Below are 21361 nucleotides of genomic sequence, written 5' to 3'. Positions count from 1 at the left end.
GGGTTTTAATGCAGGAGCAGCACACGAAGGAACGCGCCCATGACCTATGTCGTCACCGACAATTGCATCGCTTGCAAATACACCGATTGCGTCGAGGTCTGCCCGGTGGATTGTTTCTACGAGGGGGAGAACATGCTTGTGATCCACCCGGACGAATGCATCGATTGCGGCGTGTGCGAACCCGAATGTCCCGCCGACGCGATCCGTCCCGACACCGAGCCGGACATGGAGAAATGGGTCGAGTTCAATCGCAAGTATTCTGAGGCCTGGCCGGTCATCATCACCAAGAAGGACCAGCTGCCCGACGCCGAAGAACGTGACGGGGAACAAGGCAAGCTGGAGAAGTATTTCTCCGAAGCGCCCGGCGAGGGCGGCTGACCGATTCGCCCAGCGGGGCGCATGCGCTGCGCTGGCCCGCGGAATGGCGCGTTGATTTCGCTCAAATGCCCTGAAAAACCGGGTTTTGGGCACAGGTTGCGTTTGCACCTGCGGCAAGTGCCTTCTCAAACCGCCTTTTTTTTGGTATGGTGGCAAGATACATTGACGTGGAGAGCCCACCGAAAACGCTTCAGCCTGTGTGCCGATGCGTTTTTTTTACCGCGACAGACAGAGGCCTGACCGTGTGAAATCCCGGTTCCAGATCGTTTGCGGTATCGGTGGCGTCCACCAGCAGGAGTGGAAGTGCATGAGCAAGGCGAACAAATCCAACGAATTCCGTCCCAACGAATACGTGGTGTATCCGGCCCATGGGGTCGGACAGATCGTGTCGATCGAGGAGCAGGAAGTCGCCGGACTGACGCTTGAGCTGTTCGTGATCTCCTTCGAAAAAGACAAGATGACCCTGCGGGTGCCCACGAACAAGGCGACCGAGGTCGGGATGCGGAGCCTGTCGAGCCCCGACATCGTGTCGAAGGCCATGGACACGCTCAAGGGCAAGGCGCGGGTCAAGCGCGCCATGTGGTCCCGCCGCGCGCAGGAATATGAGCAGAAGATCAATTCCGGGGACCTGATCGCCATTGCCGAAGTGGTGCGCGACCTGCACCGCAATGACGACCAGCGCGAGCAGAGCTATTCCGAGCGCCAGCTCTACGAGGCGGCGCTGGAGCGGCTGACGCGCGAGATCGCGGCCGTCAGCGGCGATGACGAGGGCAATGCCCAGAAGCGCGTCGATGACGTGCTGGTGTCGCGCGCGGCCTGACCTTCCAACAGTTCACGATGTTCAAAGCACGGCTTCGGCCGTGCTTTTTTCATGTGCTCTGGGCAACAAGCGTCGCGAGCGCCAAAAGTCCGAGGATCTCGGCAACCTGCTGCGTCGCGCCCAGGATATCCCCGGTCTGCCCACCGATCCGGGACCGGGCCAGCCGCCCAACCAGGATCGCGGCGATCCCGCCCGCAAACCCCAGAACCACCGCCGCCACCGGTCCCAGAACCGCGAGGCCGGTGCCAAGGCCGACCGCCGCGGCCAGCCCGGCGGCCCAGCCGGGCACGGTGCCCACCCTGTGCGAAAGCCCGTCATTTCGTGCGAGGGGCAGGGCCCGCATCACGCCCACCATGGCTGCGCGGGACATCGCCCCCACCGCGACCAGGGCGGCCAGCGTGGCAACCGGTCCGGTCTCGGCCAGAAGTGCCGCAAGGCAGCTCCAGCGCAGCAGCAGCCCCAGTCCCAGCGCCAACACTCCGTAGGCGCCGATCCGGCTGTCGCGCATGATCTCCAGCCGTCGCGCTGCGTCCCAGCCGCCCCAGAGCCCGTCGGCACTGTCGGCCAGCCCGTCCTCGTGTAACGCCCCGGTCACCATGACCAGGGCGGCGAGCATGACCGCGGCGGCAGGGCCCGCCGGCACGCCAAGCGCCGCCAACGCCCAGCCCAGCCCGCCCGCCGCACCGCCCAAAGCCGCGCCCACCAGCGGATAGGCCCAGGCCGCCTGCGCCGCGCGGGCCCCGGCGGCGGCATGGTCCTGCGGCACCGGCACCCGGCTCAGCAGGCTCAGGGCGATCCCGAGATCGACAAGGCGGGGGCGGGACATCGCAGGCTCCGATTGCTGTGGCGGACTGTCGCGTGGCAGGGGCGGGCCGGTCGGTAAACAGTGCCCGCACGTCTCTTTCTTCAGGAATTTGCCCGGATGTCCAGCGTGCCGCCCCCCTCCAATGCTCCCTTCACGACCCTCAGCGCCTTCCGCGCGGCCCTTGCACATGCACCGGGGCCGAATGGCCCGGCCGAGGCCCGGGCGCGGGCCCGCAACGGCGTGCTGACCAAGCCGCCCGGGGCGCTCGGACGTCTGGAGGATCTGGCGATCTGGGTGGCGTCCTGGCAGGGGACCGAGACGCCGCGTCTCGATGCGCCGCAGGTGGTGGTCTTCGCAGGCAATCACGGGGTGACGGCGCAGGGGATCTCGGCCTTCCCCGCCGAGGTGACGGCCCAGATGGTCGCCAACTTCGAGGCCGGAGGGGCCGCGATCAACCAGCTCTCGCAGGCCTTCGGGGCGCAGATGACGGTGCAGGCGCTGGATCTGGACAAGCCAACGGCGGATTTCACCCAAGGCCCCGCCATGACCGAGGCCGAGGTGGTCGCGGCCCTCGCCACGGGCTGGCAGGCGGTCGATCCCACGGCGCATGTGCTGGTGGCAGGGGAGATGGGGATCGGAAACACCACCGTGGCGGCGGCCCTGTGTGCGGCCCTTTACGGCGGCGACGCGGAGGGGTGGGTCGGGCGTGGCACGGGCGTCGACGACGCGGGCCTCGCGCGCAAGGCCGACGCGGTGCGCGCGGCCCTCGCGGTCAACGCGGGGGCGCTGGGCGATCCGCTGGAGGTGCTGCGCTGCCTCGGCGGACGGGAGCTCGCGGCCATGGCCGGAGCCATCGCGCGGGCGCGCGGCGAGGGGATCCCGGTGATCCTCGACGGGTTCATCTGCTGCGCGGCGGCGGCCTGCCTGGCCGAGGCCGTGCCGGGCGCGCTCGATCACGCGGTGGCGGGGCACCTGTCGGCCGAAGGCGGGCATGAGGCCCTGCTGGCGCGGCTGGACAAAACGCCGCTGTTGTCGCTCGGCCTGCGTCTCGGCGAAGGCTCCGGCGCGGCGCTGGCGCTGGGCATCCTTAAGGGTGCGGTCGCGTGCCATTCCGGCATGGCCACCTTCGCCGAGGCGGGCGTGTCCGACGGCTGAGGCTCAGGCGGTGGGCTTGCGGCTTTGCTTCATCGCGGTCTCGGATTCCAGCGTCGCGAACCGGTCGCTGTACCCGGTCACCGCCTTGCCCTCGTCCAGGGTGCTGACCAGCGCGGTCTCCAGGTCGCGGTTCAGCTCCTTGGCGCGTGTCACATAGGCCGTGTTCTCGGTGACCGGCACGCCCGGCTTCCAGAGCACCGCCAGATCGCGCATCGCCTTGCGGTCCATCCGGAAGAACGTGTGCTCCGCATCCGCGGCGTCGAACTCGCTCATCCCCATGTTTTCCAGCACATAGCGCGCGGCCCGCAGGGAGCTGTCGAAGGTCTCGCGCACGATGTCATTGGCCCCAGCGGCATAGAGCTCGTAGACATGCACCCGGTCCCGGGCGCGGGCGACGATATGCAGGTCGGGCCGCATCCGCCGCGCGTATTGCACCAGGCGCAGCCCCGCCTCCCTGTCGTCGAGCGCCACCACCAGCACCCGCGCCTTGTCGAGCCCCGCCGCATGGAGCAGTTCGGGCCGGGTGGGATCGCCGAAGAACCCCTTGAACCCGAAGCGCCGCATCAGCTCGATCATCTCGAGGTCGTGGTCGAGCACCGTTGTCTTCATCCCGGTCATCTGCACCATGCGGTTGACCACCTGCCCGAACCGGCCGATCCCGGCGATGATGATCGGCTGCTGCTCGTCGATCTCGTCATGGGGCTGTTGCGGCCCGCTGGCTTCCTCCATTCGGGCGGAAACCTGGTCATAGACGATGAACAGCAAGGGCGTTAGCAGCATCGACAATGCCACCACCAGCAACAAGGTCTGGCTCAGCTCGGCGGGCAACACATGGGTACCCACCGCGAAGCTGATCAGCACGAAGCCGAACTCCCCCGCCTGGGCGAGACCGAGGGTGAAGAGCCAGCGATCCCGCCCCCTGATCTTGAACAGTATCGCGAGACCCAGAAGGATCACTCCCTTGATCAGCATCAGACCCAGGGTGAGCGAGATCAGCAGCACCGGATCACCGAACAGGACGCCGAAATTGATCCCCGCCCCGACAGTGAGGAAAAACAGGCCCAGCAGCAGTCCCTTGAAGGGCGCGATATCCGCCTCCAGCTCGTGACGGTACTCCGAGTTGGCCAGCACCACGCCCGCCAGGAAGGTGCCGAGCGCCGGCGACAGGTCCACGATCAGCATCAGCGACGCGACCCCGGTCACGAACAGCAATGCCACAGCCGTGTTCATCTCGCGCATCCGGGCCGCATGGATGAAGCGAAACACGGGCCGCGTCAGGTAATGCCCGCCGAGAATGATCGCCGCAATCGCCGCGATGGTGACGAGGGTCAGTCCCCAGCCAGGCAACTGGTCCAGCAGGTGCATCACCGCGGTTGCGGAATGATCGTCATGCCCATGCCCGTCGGTGCCGCCCGGGGCGAGCTGAACGCTGCCATCGGGGGCGGCGGTGATACCGGCAAGACCGCTCGCGGGGCTTTGGGCCTCCGGTGCATGGGGCAGGATCGACAGCGCCAGAAGCGGCATGAAGGCCAGCATCGGGATCACCGCGATATCCTGGGTCAGCAGCACCGAGAACGCACTGCGGCCCCCCGGGGTCTGCATCAGCCGCTTTTCGTTCAGGGTCTGCAACACGATCGCGGTCGACGACAGCGCCATGATCATCCCGATCGCGAGGCTCACGGGCCAGGCAAAGCCGAGCAGGATGCAGCCGCCGGTGATCGCCGCCATGGTCAGCCCGATCTGCAAGCCGCCGAGTCCCAGAAGCCGGTCGCGCATGTCCCACAGGGCGCGCGGCTCCAGCTCCAGCCCGATCAGGAACAGCATCATCACCACGCCGAACTCGGCGAAATGCTGCAACTCCTCCACATCGGTGCCCACGAGGCCCAGAACCGGACCGATGATGACCCCGGCCAGCAGGTAGCCCAGAACCGAACCCAGCCCGAACCGCACCGCGAGCGGCACGGCAATGACCGCCGCCAACAGGAATATGGTCGCTTCGATCAGAAATGCGGTCATCGGGGATCCTGGCTTGGGTCGTGGTGGATACTGGGGCGCGTGGGGCTACTCTACCGGGCGCGGCCTGCGGGTAAAGCGTTCCGGCATGCGGCATTATTGGGCGCCGGGACGGAAGATCGCGCGCCCATGGCCTGCCTGCGGGTCAGCCCCGGGGCATCTCCAGGGTGATGTTGCGCCCGCCCTTGGTGTATTGGACCGACGCTTCGCCGATCGCGGCGACACGGCCGCCATCCACCCGGTCGCCGACCTCCACCTTGACGTAGCGGCCCGAGGCGAGCCGGATCAGCGCGCGTCGGCTGTTCGGCGTGCCATAGACCCCGATCAGGTTGATCCGGTTCAGCGGCAAGGCGTTTTCCAGTGTCGCCTGACGCGCCACCGAAGCGGTGGTGGGGATGCTCGGTGCGGTTTCGCGGACTTCCGGTGCCGGTGCCGGTGGCGCGACCGCGGCGAGGGAGGCCGAGGGGGCGCTGCCCCGGGATCCCGAGGGCGCCTCGGCCCTTGCCTGGGTGCGCGCGGCGCGCAGGCTTGCCACCCTTGCCGCGAAATCCGACGGGCGCGCATCGGGAACCAGCGAGGAGGCCATGCCGCTCGCCTCGGCCTCCGCTGCGTCGGGCGCCTCGGCCAGGTCCTGGATCGAAGCGGGCCGGGCCGGCGGCGCGACCGAGGCCAGCTCCGCTCGGCTGCGCCCATCCAGCACCGCGCGCTCCCTGAGTTCGGTGGCGTTTTCGGGGCGCGGCGGCGGGCGCAGCCCTGACAGGGTCTCGCGCAAGATATCCGCATCGGTGGTGGCCGGGGTTATGCCCGGGCGCGGATCGGGCCGGACCTCCGGGTCGCTGAAGACCAGCACCCCGTCCGGTGTCAGGGCCCCATCGGGCGTCGGCGGAACGAGCCCGTCCGCGTCCAGCTCGAAGAACTGCCCCGGCGCGATGGGCGGTCGCGGCGTGACCGGGCGCAGATCCCGGTCGTCGCGATAGGCAGGCAGGGCAAGCGCGTCCTCGATCGCGATATCGCTGTCGAGGGCGGCCACGTAGAGATCCTCGATCCCCGGGGGCGTCAGGGGCAGAAGCGGATCCGGGCTGCGCTGCCAGATGCCCGTGGCGGCATAGCGGGTCTCGGTCTCGATCAGACCGGGGTTTTGCGGGTCGGCCGCATCCGAAGGCGGTGGCGTGTCATCCACCGGCAGTGCATCGATATCCGGCAAGCCCGGCGCGTCGGGCAGCGACGCCATATCCTGTGTCGGGGCGTCTGCCACATTGGCCTCGTCGCCCTCGGCCACCTCTTCCGGTGTCGGAAGGCTGGCAAACGGGCTGCTCGGCGTGGCCGGAGCGAGGGCTTCGGGCCCGGTGGTCATGGCGACCACCGGCGGGGTTGCGGCATCTGGCGCCGCCTCTGCGACCGCGTCGCCGCTGTCCTCATCGGCGACCGGCGGTCCCTCTTCGGCGGTTTGGCGCGGCGCCTGCTCGGGCGTGGGTGCTGCGACCGCCTCCGGTGTGGTCTCTTCCGCGGGCGGCGGCCTGGTCTCGGCTGCCTCGTCACCGCCTGTCAGTGCCGCGAACACACCCACCAGGACCATAACCACCAGCAGCGCCACGGTCAGCAGCAGACCGACAGGACGCGTTTTGGGCTCCGCGGGCGGGGGGGCGGCGGGCGGTGTTTCCACCTTGGACCGCACCTCGGCCGACAGGTTGATCCGGGGCGCCATCGGGTCCTGCGGTGCCTCCGGGGACGGGGCACTCGGGACGGCCGCGCCATCGCGGGTGCGGGCACTGGCAAAACTCGGCTTCGGCGCGTCTTCGGCGGCCGGTTCGGTGCCCTCCACGGCCGCCTGCGCGGCCTTGTCGGGGGCCTTCGCCGCCCCGGTCTTGCCCGCCGCAGGGTCCGCGGCCTCTGCCTGTGCCGCAGGCGGTTTCGGCTTCGGTAGCGGCGCAGGTTCCGATGCCGGGCCCGGGGCGTCGGCGCCCTGCGCCTCTCCCAGCAGCACCACGGGTGCCATGTCCCGCTCCAGCATCTCGCCCGGACCCAGAAGGTGCTCGGCCGCCTTCGTGGTGCCGAACATCACCTCGCCTGAAAACGCCCCCTTGGGCGGTACGGCAGCAAAACAGACGGGCGCCAGGCGATGCTCCACCGCGAAAGCCTCCGCCTCGGCCAGGGTCTCGCGCGCCACGACCGCGACCTGCGCTTCGCTGCCGCTGACCACGTAGTCATAGCACAGCTCGTCCAGTGCATAGGGCGTCCGCCCATCCAGACTGTCGCGGATCGCCCCGTCATAATCGGGGCTGGTGACACCCTCGACCGAGACCGTATGATAGAGAACTTCGCTGTTCGGCAGGACCAGTTTCGTGCGCAACGGGGCCAGGTTGCGCGCCTTGGCGATCTCCACCGCCTGCACCCGCAACTCGGCCAGCGCCCCCGCCACGTCCGGCGCATCGAGCGAGACCTCGCCGATGCGTAGCCAGCCCTCGCTGGTACGGTGGCTCAGGGTCAGCCCGTCATGGGACAAAAGGAGCGCGAAACCTGGTTTCATCGGTGGATATGCGGGCCTTGCAATGGCCCCCTCCCATCGGCACGTTGTACCCTGTTTCCCTCCGCAGGAAAAGGCCGCAACCCGGCCTGTGTTCCGCGGAATCCCCGATCCCAGGAGGCCTCATGACCCAGCCCGCCCGCAACTGCCGTGCCCCGCTCTCTCGTCTTGTGCTGATGCTTGTTCTGCTGGCCGGTCTCGGTCTGTCCCCGACCGCCCGCGCCGAGGAGGCCGGGCCGGGCCTGCTCAGCGTGACCGGAGAGGCCAGCGTGCCCGCAATCCCCGACATGGCCACCCTGCGCCTTGCGGTGGTGACCGAGGCCCGCACCGGCGCGCAGGCGCTTGCCGAGAATACCGAACGCATGCAGGCGGTTCTGGCAGAACTGCGCGGCTTCGACATCGCGGAGCGGGATCTGCAGACCTCGGACCTGACGCTGAATCCGGTCTATGAGCAGGGGACGGAGCTACGCAATCTGCCGCGCCGGATCGTCGCCTTCCGGGCCCAGAACGCGCTGACCGTACGGGTGCGCGACCTCGAACGGCTGGGCGAGATCCTCGATGCCAGCGTGCGCGACGGCGCCAACAGTTTCGGCGGGCTGAGCTTCGGCGTGCAGGCACCCGGCCCGCTGGAGGTCGAAGCCCGCGAACGGGCGATGCAGGACGCGCTCGCCCGCGCGCGCACTCTGGCCGAGGCCGCCGGCGTGGCCCTCGGTCCGATCCGGTCGATCACCGAACAGGGCGGCATGCGCGGCCCGATGATGATGCGCTCCGAGATGGCCATGGCCGACAGCGCCGTGCCCGTCGCCGCCGGCGAGGTCAGTGTCCGCGCTGCGGTGTCCCTGGTGATCGAACTCGTCCAATAGGCCGCGCCGGGAGTGTCCGGTCGGGCAGGGGCGCCGCCCATCGGGGGCGGCGCGCCGGTCAGCCCACGACGTTGTAGCCGCGCCCGCGCATGCAGTTCTTGATGATCGTCTCGCGATCGGCGTTCTTGCGCAGCGCGTCCGAGGCGAGCCCGACAACCGCCCCGGCCGCAGCGGCCTCGGCGAGGTTGTCACTGTTGTCGTTGATGATCACGCTGCCGACGGCCGCTGCGCCCGCGGTGGTTGCGGCGGTGGTCGCGGTGTTGCCGTCGAACTGGTCCTGGGAGGCAGCGAGGCCTTGGCACTGCTGGAGGTCCACGTTGAAACTCGGCCCCACGGGACCGTCGATCACGGGCACGTAGTTGGAGCCGGAGTTGCCGCAAGCCATCAGCAGGGCCGCCGTGGCGGCCATGGCCGCGATAGATGTCGTCTTCATCGTGTCTCCTCCCCCGGCGGACGGCATGCCGCGCCGGGCTTTCACGCATATGGTTGGTTGCAGGATCACTGTTGCGCCGGATCCGGAAGCCGTCAAGCAGCACGCGGGCGCCCCGCGCAGGGCCGACATGAAAAGGCCCCGCGTCTGCAGGGCCTTCGGGTCTGGGTTTATGCGGTTGCCTTGGACAGGGCCTGATCGAGATCGGCGATCAGGTCGTCCGCGTCCTCGATCCCGATGGACAGGCGCACGACGTTGGGCGCGGCCCCGGCGGCCTCCTGCTGCTCCGGGGTGAGCTGCCGGTGGGTGGTCGAGGCCGAGTGGATGATCAGCGACCGCGTGTCCCCGAGGTTGGCCACGTGGCTGAAGATCTCGAGACTGTCGACCAGCTTGATGCAGGCCTCGTAGCCGCCCTTGACCGCGAAGGTGAAGAGCGCCCCCGCGCCCCGCGGGCAGACGGTCTTGACCCGCTTGAAATAGGGCGAGGATGGGAGCCCGGCATAGGTGACGAACTCCACCCGGTCGTCGGCCTCCAGCCATTTCGCGATCTTCTCGGCATTCTCCACATGGCGCGCCATCCGCAGCGACAGCGTCTCGATCCCCATAAGGGTGTAATGCGCGCCTTGCGGGTTCATGGTCATGCCCAGGTCCCGCAGCCCCACGGCGATCCCGTGGAAGGTGAAGGCGAGCGGCCCGAAGGTTTCGGCGAACCTGAGCCCGTGATAGGCGGGCTCGGGCTCGGACAGGGACGGGAACTTGCCCGACGCGGCCCAGTCGAACTTGCCCGAATCCACCACGCAGCCGCCGGTGACCGTGCCGTTGCCGGTCAGGTACTTGGTGGTGGAATGCACCACGAGTGTGGCACCATGCTCGATCGGGCGGCACAGATAGGGGGTGGCCGTGGTGTTGTCGATGATCAACGGGATGCCGGCGGCATCGGCGATGTCGGCAATCGCGCGCACATCCATGATATAGCCACCCGGGTTGGCGATCGCCTCGCCGAACACCGCGCGGGTGTCGTCGTCAATCGCCGCCCTGACCGCATCGAGATCGTCGAAATCCACGAATTTCGCGGACCATCCGAAGCGCTTGATCGTCTGGCCGAACTGCGTGACCGTCCCGCCATAGAGCCGGGTCGAGACCACGATGTTGCACCCCGGCTGCATCAGCGGAAAGAGCGCCATGATCTGTGCCGCGTGGCCCGAAGAGCAGCAGACCGCGCCGACACCGCCCTCCAGCGTCGCGATGCGTTCCTGCAGCACCGCAACCGTGGGGTTGGTCAGCCGCGAATAGATGTAGCCGACTTCCTGCAGGTTGAAGAGGGCCGCGGCATGGTCCGCGTCGCGGAACACGTAGCCCGTGGTCTGGTAAATCGGCGTCTGCCGCGCGCCGGTGGCCGGATCGGGCCGCGCGCCCGCATGGATCTGCAGCGTGTCGAAGCCGTAGCTGGGGGTGTCGTCGGACATGGGTCTCTCCCTCGAAGTCGATTTTGCGCGGACCATGCAGGGTTTCGCGCGGCAGGGCAATGGTCGGCGGCGGTGGCGGTATCGCCCGGGCTTGGCAAGGCCCGGAGCGCGTGCCAAAAGGCGGCGACAGCCCGAGGATCTGCCCATGCGCCGCGCCACCATCACCCGCAAGACCGCCGAAACCGACATCTCGGTCGAAATCGATCTCGATGGGACCGGGGTTTATGACAACCGCACCGGGGTCGGGTTTTTTGACCACATGCTGGACCAGCTCAGCCGCCACGCGCTGATCGACATGACCGTCCGCTGCCAGGGCGATCTGCATATCGACGACCACCACACGGTGGAGGATGTGGGCATCGCCCTGGGTCAGGCCCTGGCCGAGGCGGTCGGCGACAAGCGCGGGATCGTGCGCTACGGGTCCTGCCTGCTGCCGATGGACGACGCGCTGGTGCGCGCCGCGCTCGACATCTCCGGACGGCCTTATTTGGTGTGGGATGTGGCCCTCCCCACCGCCAAGATCGGCACCTTCGATACCGAGCTGGTGCGCGAGTTTTTCCAGGCGCTCTCGACCCACGGCGGGCTGACCCTGCATGTGACCGCGCTCGCCGGGATCAATTCCCACCACATCGCCGAGGCCGCGTTCAAATCGGTTGCCCGCGCCCTGCGCGATGCTCTGGAAACCGACCCGCGCAAGGCCGATGCCATCCCCTCCACCAAGGGGTCGCTCTGACGTGCTGACGGTTCTGGTCGATTACGACAGCGGCAACCTGCATTCGGCGGAGAAAGCCTTCGAACGTATGGCGCGGGAGGTGGATGGCGGGAAGATCCGCGTGACCTCCGACCCCGACCTCGTGGCGCGCGCCGACCGGATCGTGCTGCCTGGCGACGGGGCATTCCCGGCCTGTCGCGCGGGGTTGGAGGGGTTCGGGGGGCTCTTCGAGGCGATCGAGGAGGCGGTGACCACCCGTGCCCGCCCGTTCCTCGGGATCTGCGTGGGCATGCAACTGATGGCCACCACGGGGCGCGAATACGAAGACACGCCCGGCTTTGGCTGGATCGATGGCGAGGTGGTGAAGATCACGCCCTCCGACCCGGCCCTCAAGGTGCCCCATATGGGCTGGAACGACCTGGTGATCGACCGCCCGCACCCGGTGCTGGACGGGGTGGCCACGGGCAATCACGCCTATTTCGTCCATTCCTACCACATGCAGGTGACCGACCCCGCGACCCTTCTGGCCCATTGCGACTACGGCGGCCCGGTCACGGCCGTCGTCGGGCGCGACACCATGGTCGGCGCCCAATTCCACCCGGAGAAAAGCCAGGCTGCGGGCCTGCGCATGATCGCCAATTTCCTGACCTGGCGGCCCTGAGCGGACGGCGCAAGGGGGCGCTGCCCCCGTCGCTGACGCGACCCCCCGGAGTATTTCGTCAAAGATGAAAAAGGCAGGGCGCCGTAAAGGTTATTGCGCCCAACAGTGCCTGTTTCATCTTTGCCCAAATACGCACGACACCACGTGGCAAACGAAGATCGGTTCGGTTGAACGTGATCCGGTTTCCGTTCACACCCCGAGGCACCAGCGCATGACCGCCTTCTGGGCGTGGAGCCGGTTCTCCGCCTCGTCGAAGATCACCGAGTGCGGGCCGTCCATGACCTCCGAGGTCACCTCCTCGCCCCGGTGCGCCGGCAGGCAGTGCATGAACAGAGCATCGGGCTTGGCCTTGTCCATCAGCGCCCGGTCCACCTGGTAGGGGCGCAGCTGGTTGTGCCGCCGCTCCTTGGTGGTCTGGCTGTCATGCATCGACACCCAGGTATCCGCCACCACCAGGTCCGCGCCCTGCACGGCCACCGCCGGGTCGCGCTCGATCTCCACGGTCACGCCCTTGGCTCGCGCGCCCTCCACGAACTCCGCTTCCGGATCCAGGGTCGGCGGCCCGGTGAAGGTCATGTCGAACCCGAACTGGCCCGCCGCATGCAAAAACGAGGCGCAGACATTGTTCCCGTCCCCGCACCACACCACCTTCTTGCCGGCGATCGGGCCGCGGTGCTCTTCAAAGGTCATCACGTCGGCCATGATCTGGCACGGATGGGTGCGGTTGGTCAGCCCGTTGATCACCGGGACGCTGGCATGCTCGGCCATCTCCAGCAGGGTGGTCTCCTCGAAGGTCCGGATCATGATCAGGTCCACATACCGGCTGAGCACCCGGGCCGTGTCCGCGATGGTCTCGCCGTGGCCCAGTTGCATGTCCGCCCCCGACAACACCATGGTCTGCCCGCCCATCTGGCGCACGCCCAGATCGAAGGACACCCGCGTGCGGGTCGATGGCTTCTCGAAGATGAGCGCCACCATATGCCCGGCCAAGGGTTGGTCGTCATCCGATGCGCCCTTGGGCCGCCCGGCGCGCGCGGTCTTCATCGCGCGACCCCGGTCGAGCATCGCCCGCAGGTCGGCCGGATCCGTGGTGTGAATGTCCAGAAAATGCGTCATATCAAGTCTTTCTCGTCCGCGGTCCGGCCGGAGTCCAACCCCTCGGGCCACATGTCCATTACAAGAACGGGCGCCCCGTCCTCGGCCGCCTTCATGCCAAGGGGGCGAAACCCGGCCCTGGCAAAGGTTGCCACCGCCCGGTGGTTCTCCGGGTCCGGATCCACCGCGAGCGCCGGTGTGCCCTGCGCGAAAAGCGCTGCCGCCCGCGCCTTCAGAAAGCCCGCGCCGTGGCCCGCACCCAGATAGGCGGGATCGCCCAGGAAGATGTCCAGCGCCCGCGCCTCATCGGGAAGATGCCCGTAATGGGGCGCACCATAAGTCCGGACGGGATAGTCCTGCACAAACCCGAAGGGCCGGTCGGCCCAGACGATCCGCATGTCGCAGAAACCGGCCCCGAGATCCCCGTCGATCAGGGCGATCTCCGCCTCCGGCGCGCCCCACCAGCCCGCCATGTGCGGCTGGGCCAGCCAGCGCCGCAGCATCGGGTAATCGTCACGGCTCACGGGCACGAAGCGATATTCATGCGGCATCGGCCTGCACCGAAGCCGCCGCCTTGCGCAGCCGCGCCAGCGCCTCGCGGATCTCCGCGTCCGTGATCGTCAGCGGCGGCAGCAGCCGCACCACGTTCTCCGCCGCGGGCACCACCAGCACCTCCGCGCCGTAGCCCGCCTGAACCACGTCCGTATTCGGCGCCCGGCACACCAGCCCGAGCATCAGCCCCGCGCCGCGCACCTCCGCGAACACGCCCGGAAACTCCGCCACGAGGCCCTCCAGCGCCTGCCGCATCAGCCCCGCCTTGCGCCGCACCTCTTCCAGAAACCCGTCGGCGCACACCGTCTCCAGCACCGCGCAGCCCACAGCACAGCCCAGCGGGTTGCCGCCATAGGTCGACCCGTGGGTCCCCGCCGTCATGCCCGAGGCCGCATCGGCCGTCGCCAGAACCGCCCCCAGCGGGAAGCCCCCGCCGATCCCCTTGGCCACCATCATGATATCCGGGCTCACCCCGGCCCATTCATGGGCAAAAAGCCGCCCCGTCCGGCCCACGCCGCATTGCACCTCGTCGAGGATCATCAGGATCCCATGCTGGTCGCACAGGTCGCGCAGCCCCTTGAGGCACGCATCGGGCAGGGCCCGGATGCCGCCCTCGCCCTGCACCGGCTCCACCATGATCGCCGCGGTGCGGTCGTTCACCGCGCTCTGCAGCGCCTCGTGATTGCCGAAGGGCAGGTGCCGGAACCCGGGCAATAGCGGGCCGAACCCCTTGGTCATCTTCTCGGACCCCGCCGCGGCGATCCCCGCCGAGGACCGGCCGTGGAACGACCCCTCGAAGGTCAGGATCTCGACCCGCTCGGGCTGGCCCGCGTCATGGAAATGCTTGCGCACCATCTTCACGGCCAATTCGCAGCTCTCGGTCCCGGAATTGGTGAAGAACACCGTGTCGGCGAAGGTTTCCGCGACCAGCATCTCCGCGAGCTTCTGCTGCGCCGGGATCTGGTAGAGGTTCGAGACATGCCAGAGCGCCTGCGCCTGATCCGTCAGGGCCGCCACAAGCCGCGGGTGCGCGTGGCCGAGCGCGTTCACCGCGATCCCGGCGCCGAGGTCGAGAAAGCGGCGCCCATCGGCCTCGATCAGCCAGGCGCCTTCGCCCTTCACGAAACTCAGGGGCGCGCGGTTATAGGTCGGCAGGATCGCAGGGATCATCTTGAAAATCCTCTCGGAACGGAGAAGCCCCATAGGTGCCAAGGGCGTGGGCCCGTGTCAATTTGGAAGCCATGTCAATCTGGAATGAGGGGGCCGGAAAAGGGGAGCCGGGCGCGAGATGGGCGGTTGGCCCGGGGCACCGGGGCGCGCGGATCACGCGCGGGGCAAGTCTCGTCGGAGCTGCAGCTCGAGGGTCATCGGCGGTATCCCGTGTGGTGCCCGGGCGAGGTAGCGCACCCGGGCCGCCGACGCAAGCTGTCCGGTGGTCAGCTCTTGCAGGGGTCGTGGCCCCAGTTCATCAGCGAATAGCGCCAGTCGGATGTCTCGATGCCGGTGTCCGGGCCGCCCTGGCTCAGATGGCGTTTGATATAGCCCACGACCGTGGCCATGTGATCCCACTGATCGTCGCTCAGATCGGCCTTGTCGGTGCGCTTGATCTCAACAATACGGCGGCCGGATGCGTGCCCGGTGGATTCGCCGTCCGTACAGTCGCCGACGCTGTGGCTCTCGTCCGTTTCCAGCCAGTCGGACAGCTCTTTTGGCGCCATGTTGACCAGATCCCGCCATTCATCCCAGATCTGAGTGCGCGATTTCGAAGAGGACATGGGGCAAACTCCATTCTGATGTCCCATGCAAAACCAATCGGGCGTCCGTTGGGTTCCCTGCAGCGCCGCCATGCATTGACGAGGCGCGCGCGCAGCTCGATCTCCAAGCCCTCTGGTGCGCGAGTATTGTCCGAAGCTTCGGCAATGCCGCCGGGCGCCGCCCTAGACCAACAGCGCGCTAAGCTTGCCCGCCGCCTCCTGCAAAGGCGCCAGGGCACGCTCCGCAAGGCTGTCGGGGCTGTGGCGTTGCATCGGGGCGTGGATAGCCAGGGCCGTCAGGAAGCGATCCTCTGTGTCGTGGATCGGCACCGCGATGGCGCACATCCCGTCCATGAACTCCTCGTGGTCGACCGAGTACCCCCGCGTCCGGGTCTCGGCCAGCTCCGCGCGCAACGCGCCCGCCTCGGTCAGGGTATGGGGCGTCTGGCGCTCCAGCGGCAGAGCCGAGATCAGCCGCGCCAGCTTGTCCGCGCGCAGGCTCGCGAGGTAGCACTTCCCCGACGCGGTGCAGTGAAACGGCACCTGGGTTCCGATGGGCAGCTGGATGCGGAGGGGCCAGTGGGTCTCCACCCGGTCGAGATAGACCATGCCGTACCGCCCGGGGGCGGCGAGGTTGCAGGTCTCTTCCACCGCCTCGGCCAGCGCCCGCATGATCAGGAGCCGTTCGGTCCGCACCCGCTCCGACGACAGGGTGTGCGCCGCCACCTGCCGCAGCCGCACGCCGGGCCCATAGGACCGCCCGTCCACATGGCGCTGCACGAACCCTTCCTCCTCGGCGGTGGTCAGCAGCCGGTGCACCGTGGGTTTCGGCAGACCCAGTGCCTCGACCAGCGCGCCGGGCAGCACCGGCACCCCGGCCTTCGCCACCTCCTCGATCACCCGCAGCAGGCGCAGATTCGTCGGGATCTGCGCCTTGTCGTCCGGAGGCGGTCTGACTTCGGGCATGGGGTCCTTAGCGGTTGGGCAGCAGGAACAATGCCAGCTCCGGGGTCAGCGACACAAGGATCCAAACGGAGATCAGCGCCACGAGATACGGCACCGTGTAACGCAGCAGCCGGAAATAGGGCACCCCCGTCACCCCCGAGGCGACATACAGATTGAGCCCGTAGGGCGGCGTGATGAACCCGATGGAGGCGCCTACCAGGAAGATCACCGCGAAATGGATCGGATCGACCCCGACGCTGGCGGCAATCGGCGCCAGGATCGGCGCCAGGATGATCGTCACCGGCAGGGACTCCAGCACCATGCCCGAGAAGAACACGATCACCATCGCCGTGAACAGCACCGCGTGGTAGCCGCCCATCGACGTGACGAAATCCCCGATCACCTGCTGCGCCCCCAGCAGTGACAGGATCTGCTGCATCACCACCGAAATGGCGATCAGGGGGGCAAGGATGCCGGTGATCTCGGCCGAACGCATGGTGATGCCGGGGATCTGGCGCAGGGTGAAGCCCTCCACCACCAGCATCTCGCCATAGCTCTTCTCTTCCCAGGTCTTGTCCGACCGCAGCCGCAGCACCCGCGTCAAAACCCACGACACCAGCCCCGCGATCACGCAGAACCCGACCGTGACCCCGGCGGCCTCGGTGGGGGAGAACTTGCCGGTGTAGATCCCCCATAGCACCAGACCGATGGCGAAGAAGCCTAGCCACGCGCCGAAGGCGGTCTTGAGCACCCGGTTCAGTTGCAGCGGGATGATGAAGCCCCAGCCGTTGATCCGGCAGATGATCCAGCAGGCCAGCTGCATGCCGATCACCATCAGTGCGCCGGGGATGATGCCCGCGACGAACAGGTCCGAAATCGGCAGGTTCATCAGGAACCCGTAGACGATGAAGATGATCGAGGGCGGAATGATGATCCCCACCGTACCGCCCGCCGCCGCCGTGGCTGCCGAGAACCGCTCGTCATAGCCGCCCTTGACCATCTCGGGATGCAGCATGGACCCGATGGTCGCCGTGGTGGCCGAGTTCGACCCCGAGATCGCCGCGAACAGGCCACAGGCGCCCAGGGACGCCATGGCCAGACCGCCCCGCAGCCAGCCGAGGCAGGCATAGGCGAAATCCGACAGCCGCCGGGCGATGCCGGACTTGTTGATCAGGTCCCCCGTCAGGATGAACAGAGGCATGGCCAGCAGGGCAAAGCCCTTGTTGAATACGTTGAGGATCTCCGCCCCCATGTTGTCCAGCGTCAGGCCCAGCACGAAGGAACAGCCGATCACCCAATAGGCGATGACCAGGAACACCGGGACCCCCAGCATGAACAGAAACGTGACCCCGACGGAGATCAGCGTGACAAGCGTGCCATCGGTCATCCCGCATCCCCCCCGATCACGGCCTGGCTGATCAGCGGCTTGTCGTTGCGATAGTTGTCGATGTCGTCCTGGATGTTCTCGACCGCCCGCGCGGCCATCAGCGTCGCCGCGACGGGGGCCGAGAGCAGGAACCACCACTGCATGGTGTTGTCCGTGCCCAGCACGATCTGGAAATTCGACGCCGAGAGCGCCACGACCCGCGCGGTCGTGACCAGCAGGATCACCGCGAAGCCGAACCACAGGGCGAAATCCAGCCACAGGCAGGCGAACTGCGCCCGGCGCGGCATGTTCGTGCGAAACTCCGAAAAGCTCAGATGGGTGCGCAGCCGGATGTTATAGGCCGCGCCGAACAGCGCCATGATCATGAACAGGAAGGGCGGAATCGTCGTGGACCAGGGCTGCTGGTTGGAAAAGACGAACCGGTCGATCACCCCCCAGAAGATGATGCCCGCCGTCGCGAGATAGCAGGTGACCATCACCGTGCGTTCGAAATACCGCTCGATGATCGGCACATGGTGATAGACCCAGGCCAGCGCTAGCCCGGAGACCACCAGAAACGCGGTTGCGAACACATAGACCGTGTTCGGGGCCAGGGCTTGTCGGATCGTCCAGGAATCCTGACTGCCAAGAGCGCTGATCAGGGCGCTCAGATCGGACCAGAGCTCCATCTGCCCCTCCTCCCTTTTTGTCGTATCGCCGGGTTGTCCCGGTCTCGGTGCCCCCATGGGCACCGGCCCCGCACATGGCGGGACCGGCTCTGATCATGCACCTGACGTCAGGCGCTGCGCCACCAGCGGCGCGGCTCGACATTCTCGGCCAGGGTGTGCGGGTTCTTGCGCACCTCGTTGTAGATGTCCTGGTAGGTGTCGATGCCACCGGCCCAGTTGTTGATCCGCTCGCGCCACTGCTCCCACAGCTGCGGCTGGAACTCGGGCGAGCACATCTCCTCGGCCTTGCGCACCTCCGCATCCGACAGGGGCGCCACGCGCACGTTGTTCTCGGCGAAGATCGTGCCGGGTCGGGGCGGATCGGTGTGCCCCACGGTGTTGACCAGCGCTGCCTCATTGGCGGCCTGCACATGCACCTGGGTCAGGTAGGACGACTCCATCACCGCATCCTGCAGGTACCCGTCGAGCCCGTCGAAGGTCTCGGAGCGCATCGCCGTATGCTCGGTGCCGCAGAAGAAGCGCAGATCGACCACCTGGCTGACCACCGGCGACATGTTGGCATAGGCCACCGCCGACGCCCAGGTCTCGGCCCCGTCGATCAGGCCCTGCTTGAGCCCGTCGAGGGTCTCTTCCCAGGCCACGGGCACCGGGTTGAGGTTGAGCGCCTCCATCGCGATCCGGCCCAGCTGGGTGCCGGTGACGCGGTTCTTGGTGCCCATGATGTCCTCGATGCGGGTCACCGTGGGCTTGTCGGCGAAGTTCTGGCCCATCATGATCCCGCGCAATTCGGCGTGGGTGAACAGGAATTTCAACCCGTGACGCTTCTCGAACGGGTCACGCAGGATCCGCTGGGACTCGGGGCTGTACATGAAATAGTACTGATCCGCCCGGCTGCGGAACATGTAGGCATAGTCCAGCACGTTGAGATACGGCGCGCCCCCGGCGGAGTTCTGCGTGGATGCCGCATAAATGTCGATGATCCCCTGCTGGGCCTTCTCGACGCAAGAGAGCTGCCCGCAGATCTGGTTGTTGCCGATGAACTCGATCCGGATCTCGCCATCGGTGCGCTCTTCGAGATCGCGGGCAAACTCCAGGCACCCGGCCCGCTCGATCAGCAGGTTCTGCGGGTTGAAGCCCGCGGCGCCGAACTTGAGCGTGTGCTTGGGCTCCTTGCCGAAGCGCTTGTCATAGGTCGATTCCGCCGCCTTCGCGAGGTTCGCGGCAGTCATCGCACCCCCGAATGCCCCCGCCGCCAGAAGCGTCGAGCTCATCCCGTAAGTCCCTGCGATCCTGAAGAAATCCCGGCGCGACACGCCCTTGATACGATCTCCGATTTTCATTGCTTACCTCCCATGTGAGCAATTATTGAGATATTTTGTATCAAAAAAGACTAGAATACGTTTCCCGTTTTGCATAGACACAAATTCGCCAGCGGGGAGGATTTTCGACATGGAAGCGGACTATGTGGTCATCGGTGCCGGCTCCGCCGGCTGTGTCGTCGCCAATCGCCTCAGCACGGATGCACGCAACAAGGTCGTCTTGCTGGAGGCGGGCCCGCCCGACACGAACCCCTGGATCCACATCCCCGTCGGCTATTTCAAGACCATGCACAATCCGACCGTGGACTGGTGCTACAAAACCCAGGCCGACCCGGGCCTCAACGGGCGGTCCATCGACTGGCCGCGTGGCAAGGTGCTGGGGGGCTCGTCCTCGCTCAACGGGCTGCTCTACGTGCGCGGCCAGCCCGAGGATTACGACCGCTGGCGCCAGATGGGCAATGCGGGCTGGGGCTGGGACGATGTTCTGCCGCTCTTCCGGCGGGCCGAGGCGAACGAGCGCGGCGCCGATCCCTGGCACGGCGATGACGGCCCGCTGGCGGTCTCGAACATGCGCATCCAGCGCCCGATCTGCGACGCCTGGGTCGCCGCAGCGCAAGCCATGGGCTACCCGTTCAACCCCGACTACAACGGCGCCAGCCAGGAGGGGGTGGGCTATTTCCAGCTCACCACCCGCAACGGCCGCCGCTGCAGCGCCGCGGTCGCCTATCTCAAACCCGCCAGAAAACGCCCCAACCTGAGCATCATCACCCGCGCGCTCGTCACCCGGATCGAGATGGAGGGCAAGCGCGTCACCGGGGTGACCTATACCGACGCGGGCGGGCGGGCCCACACCGTCACCGCCCGGCGCGAGGTGATCCTGTCCGGCGGTGCGATCAACTCGCCCCATATCCTGATGCTGTCGGGCATCGGCGACCCCGACCAGCTCCAGGCCCATGGCATCACGCCGCGCCACGCGCTCCCCGGTGTCGGCAAGAACCTGCAGGACCACCTGCAGGCGCGTCTGGTGTTCAAATGCAACGAGCCGACCCTGAACGATGAGGTCCGCAGCCTCGTCAATCAGGCGCGCATCGCCCTGAAATACGCGCTTTTCCGCGCGGGGCCAATGACCATGGCCGCCAGCCTCGCCACGGGCTTTCTGAAAACCCGGCCCGACATCGCCACGCCGGACATCCAGTTCCACGTCCAGCCCTGGTCCGCCGACAGCCCCGGCGAAGGCGTGCACCCGTTCTCGGCCTTCACCATGTCCGTGTGCCAGCTGCGCCCCGAAAGCCGTGGCGAGATCCGCCTCGCCGGGCCGGACCCGCGCACCTATCCCACGATCCACCCCAACTACCTGTCGACCGAAACCGACTGCGCCACCCTCACCGAAGGCGTCAAGATCGCGCGCCGGATCGCGCGGGCCGACCCGCTGGCGGGCAAGATCGCCGAGGAATTCCGCCCCCCCGCCGATCTCGCGCTCGACGACGACGATGCCACGCTGGACTGGGCGCGGAGCAACTCGGTCTCGATCTACCACCCCACGGGCACCTGCAAGATGGGCACCGGCCCCGGCGCCGTGGTGGACGCCCGGCTGCGGGTCCACGGGCTGTCGGGCCTGCGCGTGGCGGATTGCTCGATCATGCCCGAGATCGTCTCGGGCAACACCAACGCCCCGGCCATCATGATCGGCGAGAAGCTCTCCGACATGGTGCTCGAAGACGCCAGGGACACCGCCCAAGCGGTCCCGGCCTGACCCCTGACCCCTTCACCGAGAGGAAACCAGACGATGCGGATGACGACGGAAGAGGCGTTTA

20 protein-coding genes are annotated in these 21361 nt (G+C 67.5%); 7 read left to right on the top strand and 13 right to left on the bottom strand.

Annotated features, from left to right (window positions below):
- The first annotated feature begins 39 nt into the window (after window positions 1-39).
- Together fdxA and PVW48_RS15700 are read left to right on the top strand one after the other, a co-directional pair.
- Window positions 40-378, top strand: coding sequence for a ferredoxin FdxA (gene fdxA, locus PVW48_RS15705; RefSeq protein ID WP_012177462.1), 339 nt, complete (start codon window positions 40-42; stop codon window positions 376-378).
- Window positions 379-685: 307 nt separating this feature from the next.
- Window positions 686-1198, top strand: coding sequence for a CarD family transcriptional regulator (locus PVW48_RS15700; protein ID WP_012177463.1), 513 nt, complete (start codon window positions 686-688; stop codon window positions 1196-1198).
- A 49-nt stretch (window positions 1199-1247) separates the two neighbouring features.
- Here the strand turns inward: PVW48_RS15700 and PVW48_RS15695 are convergent, their stop codons facing one another.
- Window positions 1248-2024 carry an adenosylcobinamide-GDP ribazoletransferase gene (locus PVW48_RS15695; RefSeq protein WP_274582004.1) on the bottom strand — a complete coding sequence of 259 codons (777 nt, stop codon included), beginning with the start codon at window positions 2022-2024 and terminating at the stop codon, window positions 1248-1250.
- A gap of 96 nt (window positions 2025-2120) precedes the next feature.
- Between PVW48_RS15695 and cobT the strand changes: the two genes are divergently transcribed.
- Complete coding sequence (gene cobT, locus PVW48_RS15690) at window positions 2121-3158, top strand: nicotinate-nucleotide--dimethylbenzimidazole phosphoribosyltransferase (RefSeq protein ID WP_274582003.1); 1038 nt, start codon at window positions 2121-2123, stop codon at window positions 3156-3158.
- A gap of 3 nt (window positions 3159-3161) precedes the next feature.
- Here the strand turns inward: cobT and PVW48_RS15685 are convergent, their stop codons facing one another.
- The gene (locus tag PVW48_RS15685) at window positions 3162-5174 is read right to left on the bottom strand and encodes a cation:proton antiporter domain-containing protein (protein ID WP_012177466.1); all 2013 of its coding nucleotides are present in this window, start codon (window positions 5172-5174) and stop codon (window positions 3162-3164) included.
- Between the two features lie 142 nt (window positions 5175-5316).
- Window positions 5317-7698: a hypothetical protein gene (locus PVW48_RS15680; RefSeq protein WP_274582002.1), complete on the bottom strand. Its 2382-nt coding sequence runs from the start codon at window positions 7696-7698 to the stop codon at window positions 5317-5319.
- Between the two features lie 122 nt (window positions 7699-7820).
- Between PVW48_RS15680 and PVW48_RS15675 the strand changes: the two genes are divergently transcribed.
- Entirely contained in the window at window positions 7821-8558 is a 738-nt protein-coding gene (locus PVW48_RS15675) for an SIMPL domain-containing protein (protein ID WP_012177468.1), read from the top strand.
- Window positions 8559-8616: 58 nt separating this feature from the next.
- Here PVW48_RS15675 and PVW48_RS15670 read toward each other — a convergent pair whose 3' ends face one another.
- Window positions 8617-8991, bottom strand: a complete 375-nt coding sequence (locus PVW48_RS15670; RefSeq protein WP_012177469.1) for a glycine zipper family protein — start codon at window positions 8989-8991, stop codon at window positions 8617-8619.
- Window positions 8992-9158: 167 nt separating this feature from the next.
- Window positions 9159-10454, bottom strand: coding sequence for an O-acetylhomoserine aminocarboxypropyltransferase/cysteine synthase family protein (locus PVW48_RS15665; RefSeq protein ID WP_274582001.1), 1296 nt, complete (start codon window positions 10452-10454; stop codon window positions 9159-9161).
- A gap of 145 nt (window positions 10455-10599) precedes the next feature.
- Here PVW48_RS15665 and hisB point away from each other — a divergent pair, with 145 nt between their 5' ends.
- Both hisB and hisH read left to right on the top strand, forming a co-directional pair.
- Window positions 10600-11187: an imidazoleglycerol-phosphate dehydratase HisB gene (gene hisB, locus PVW48_RS15660; protein ID WP_274582000.1), complete on the top strand. Its 588-nt coding sequence runs from the start codon at window positions 10600-10602 to the stop codon at window positions 11185-11187.
- 1 nt (window position 11188) lies between these two features.
- Window positions 11189-11827: an imidazole glycerol phosphate synthase subunit HisH gene (gene hisH / locus PVW48_RS15655; protein ID WP_274581999.1), complete on the top strand. Its 639-nt coding sequence runs from the start codon at window positions 11189-11191 to the stop codon at window positions 11825-11827.
- 189 nt (window positions 11828-12016) lie between these two features.
- Here the strand turns inward: hisH and argF are convergent, their stop codons facing one another.
- The 8 genes from argF to PVW48_RS15615 all read right to left on the bottom strand — a co-directional run bounded on the left by argF (window position 12017) and on the right by PVW48_RS15615 (window position 19568).
- The gene (gene argF, locus PVW48_RS15650; RefSeq protein ID WP_274581998.1) at window positions 12017-12943 is read right to left on the bottom strand and encodes an ornithine carbamoyltransferase; all 927 of its coding nucleotides are present in this window, start codon (window positions 12941-12943) and stop codon (window positions 12017-12019) included.
- Window positions 12940-13473: a GNAT family N-acetyltransferase gene (locus PVW48_RS15645; RefSeq protein WP_274581997.1), complete on the bottom strand. Its 534-nt coding sequence runs from the start codon at window positions 13471-13473 to the stop codon at window positions 12940-12942. Before PVW48_RS15645 ends, argF begins: the two co-directional genes overlap by 4 nt.
- A complete protein-coding gene (locus tag PVW48_RS15640) occupies window positions 13463-14644 on the bottom strand; it encodes an aspartate aminotransferase family protein (protein ID WP_274581996.1) in 1182 nt (393 codons plus the stop codon). The genes PVW48_RS15645 and PVW48_RS15640 overlap by 11 nt, the downstream gene beginning before the upstream one ends.
- Before the next feature lie 266 nt (window positions 14645-14910).
- Window positions 14911-15249 carry a DUF3140 domain-containing protein gene (locus PVW48_RS15635; protein ID WP_274581995.1) on the bottom strand — a complete coding sequence of 113 codons (339 nt, stop codon included), beginning with the start codon at window positions 15247-15249 and terminating at the stop codon, window positions 14911-14913.
- Between the two features lie 162 nt (window positions 15250-15411).
- The gene (locus tag PVW48_RS15630) at window positions 15412-16194 is read right to left on the bottom strand and encodes an IclR family transcriptional regulator (RefSeq protein ID WP_012177477.1); all 783 of its coding nucleotides are present in this window, start codon (window positions 16192-16194) and stop codon (window positions 15412-15414) included.
- Between the two features lie 7 nt (window positions 16195-16201).
- Window positions 16202-17560, bottom strand: a complete 1359-nt coding sequence (locus PVW48_RS15625) for a TRAP transporter large permease (protein ID WP_012177478.1) — start codon at window positions 17558-17560, stop codon at window positions 16202-16204.
- Window positions 17557-18228, bottom strand: a complete 672-nt coding sequence (locus PVW48_RS15620) for a TRAP transporter small permease (protein WP_274581994.1) — start codon at window positions 18226-18228, stop codon at window positions 17557-17559. The genes PVW48_RS15625 and PVW48_RS15620 overlap by 4 nt, the downstream gene beginning before the upstream one ends.
- A gap of 107 nt (window positions 18229-18335) precedes the next feature.
- Window positions 18336-19568 carry a TRAP transporter substrate-binding protein gene (locus tag PVW48_RS15615; RefSeq protein WP_012177480.1) on the bottom strand — a complete coding sequence of 411 codons (1233 nt, stop codon included), beginning with the start codon at window positions 19566-19568 and terminating at the stop codon, window positions 18336-18338.
- Window positions 19569-19677: 109 nt separating this feature from the next.
- Between PVW48_RS15615 and PVW48_RS15610 the strand changes: the two genes are divergently transcribed.
- Window positions 19678-21300, top strand: coding sequence for a GMC family oxidoreductase (locus PVW48_RS15610; protein ID WP_274581993.1), 1623 nt, complete (start codon window positions 19678-19680; stop codon window positions 21298-21300).
- Window positions 21301-21361 lie beyond the last annotated feature (61 nt).

The sequence above is a fragment of the Dinoroseobacter sp. PD6 genome (genome assembly GCF_028807315.1).
GTDB lineage: Bacteria > Pseudomonadota > Alphaproteobacteria > Rhodobacterales > Rhodobacteraceae > Dinoroseobacter > Dinoroseobacter shibae.
This window is presented reverse-complemented; position numbering and strand designations above follow the sequence as displayed.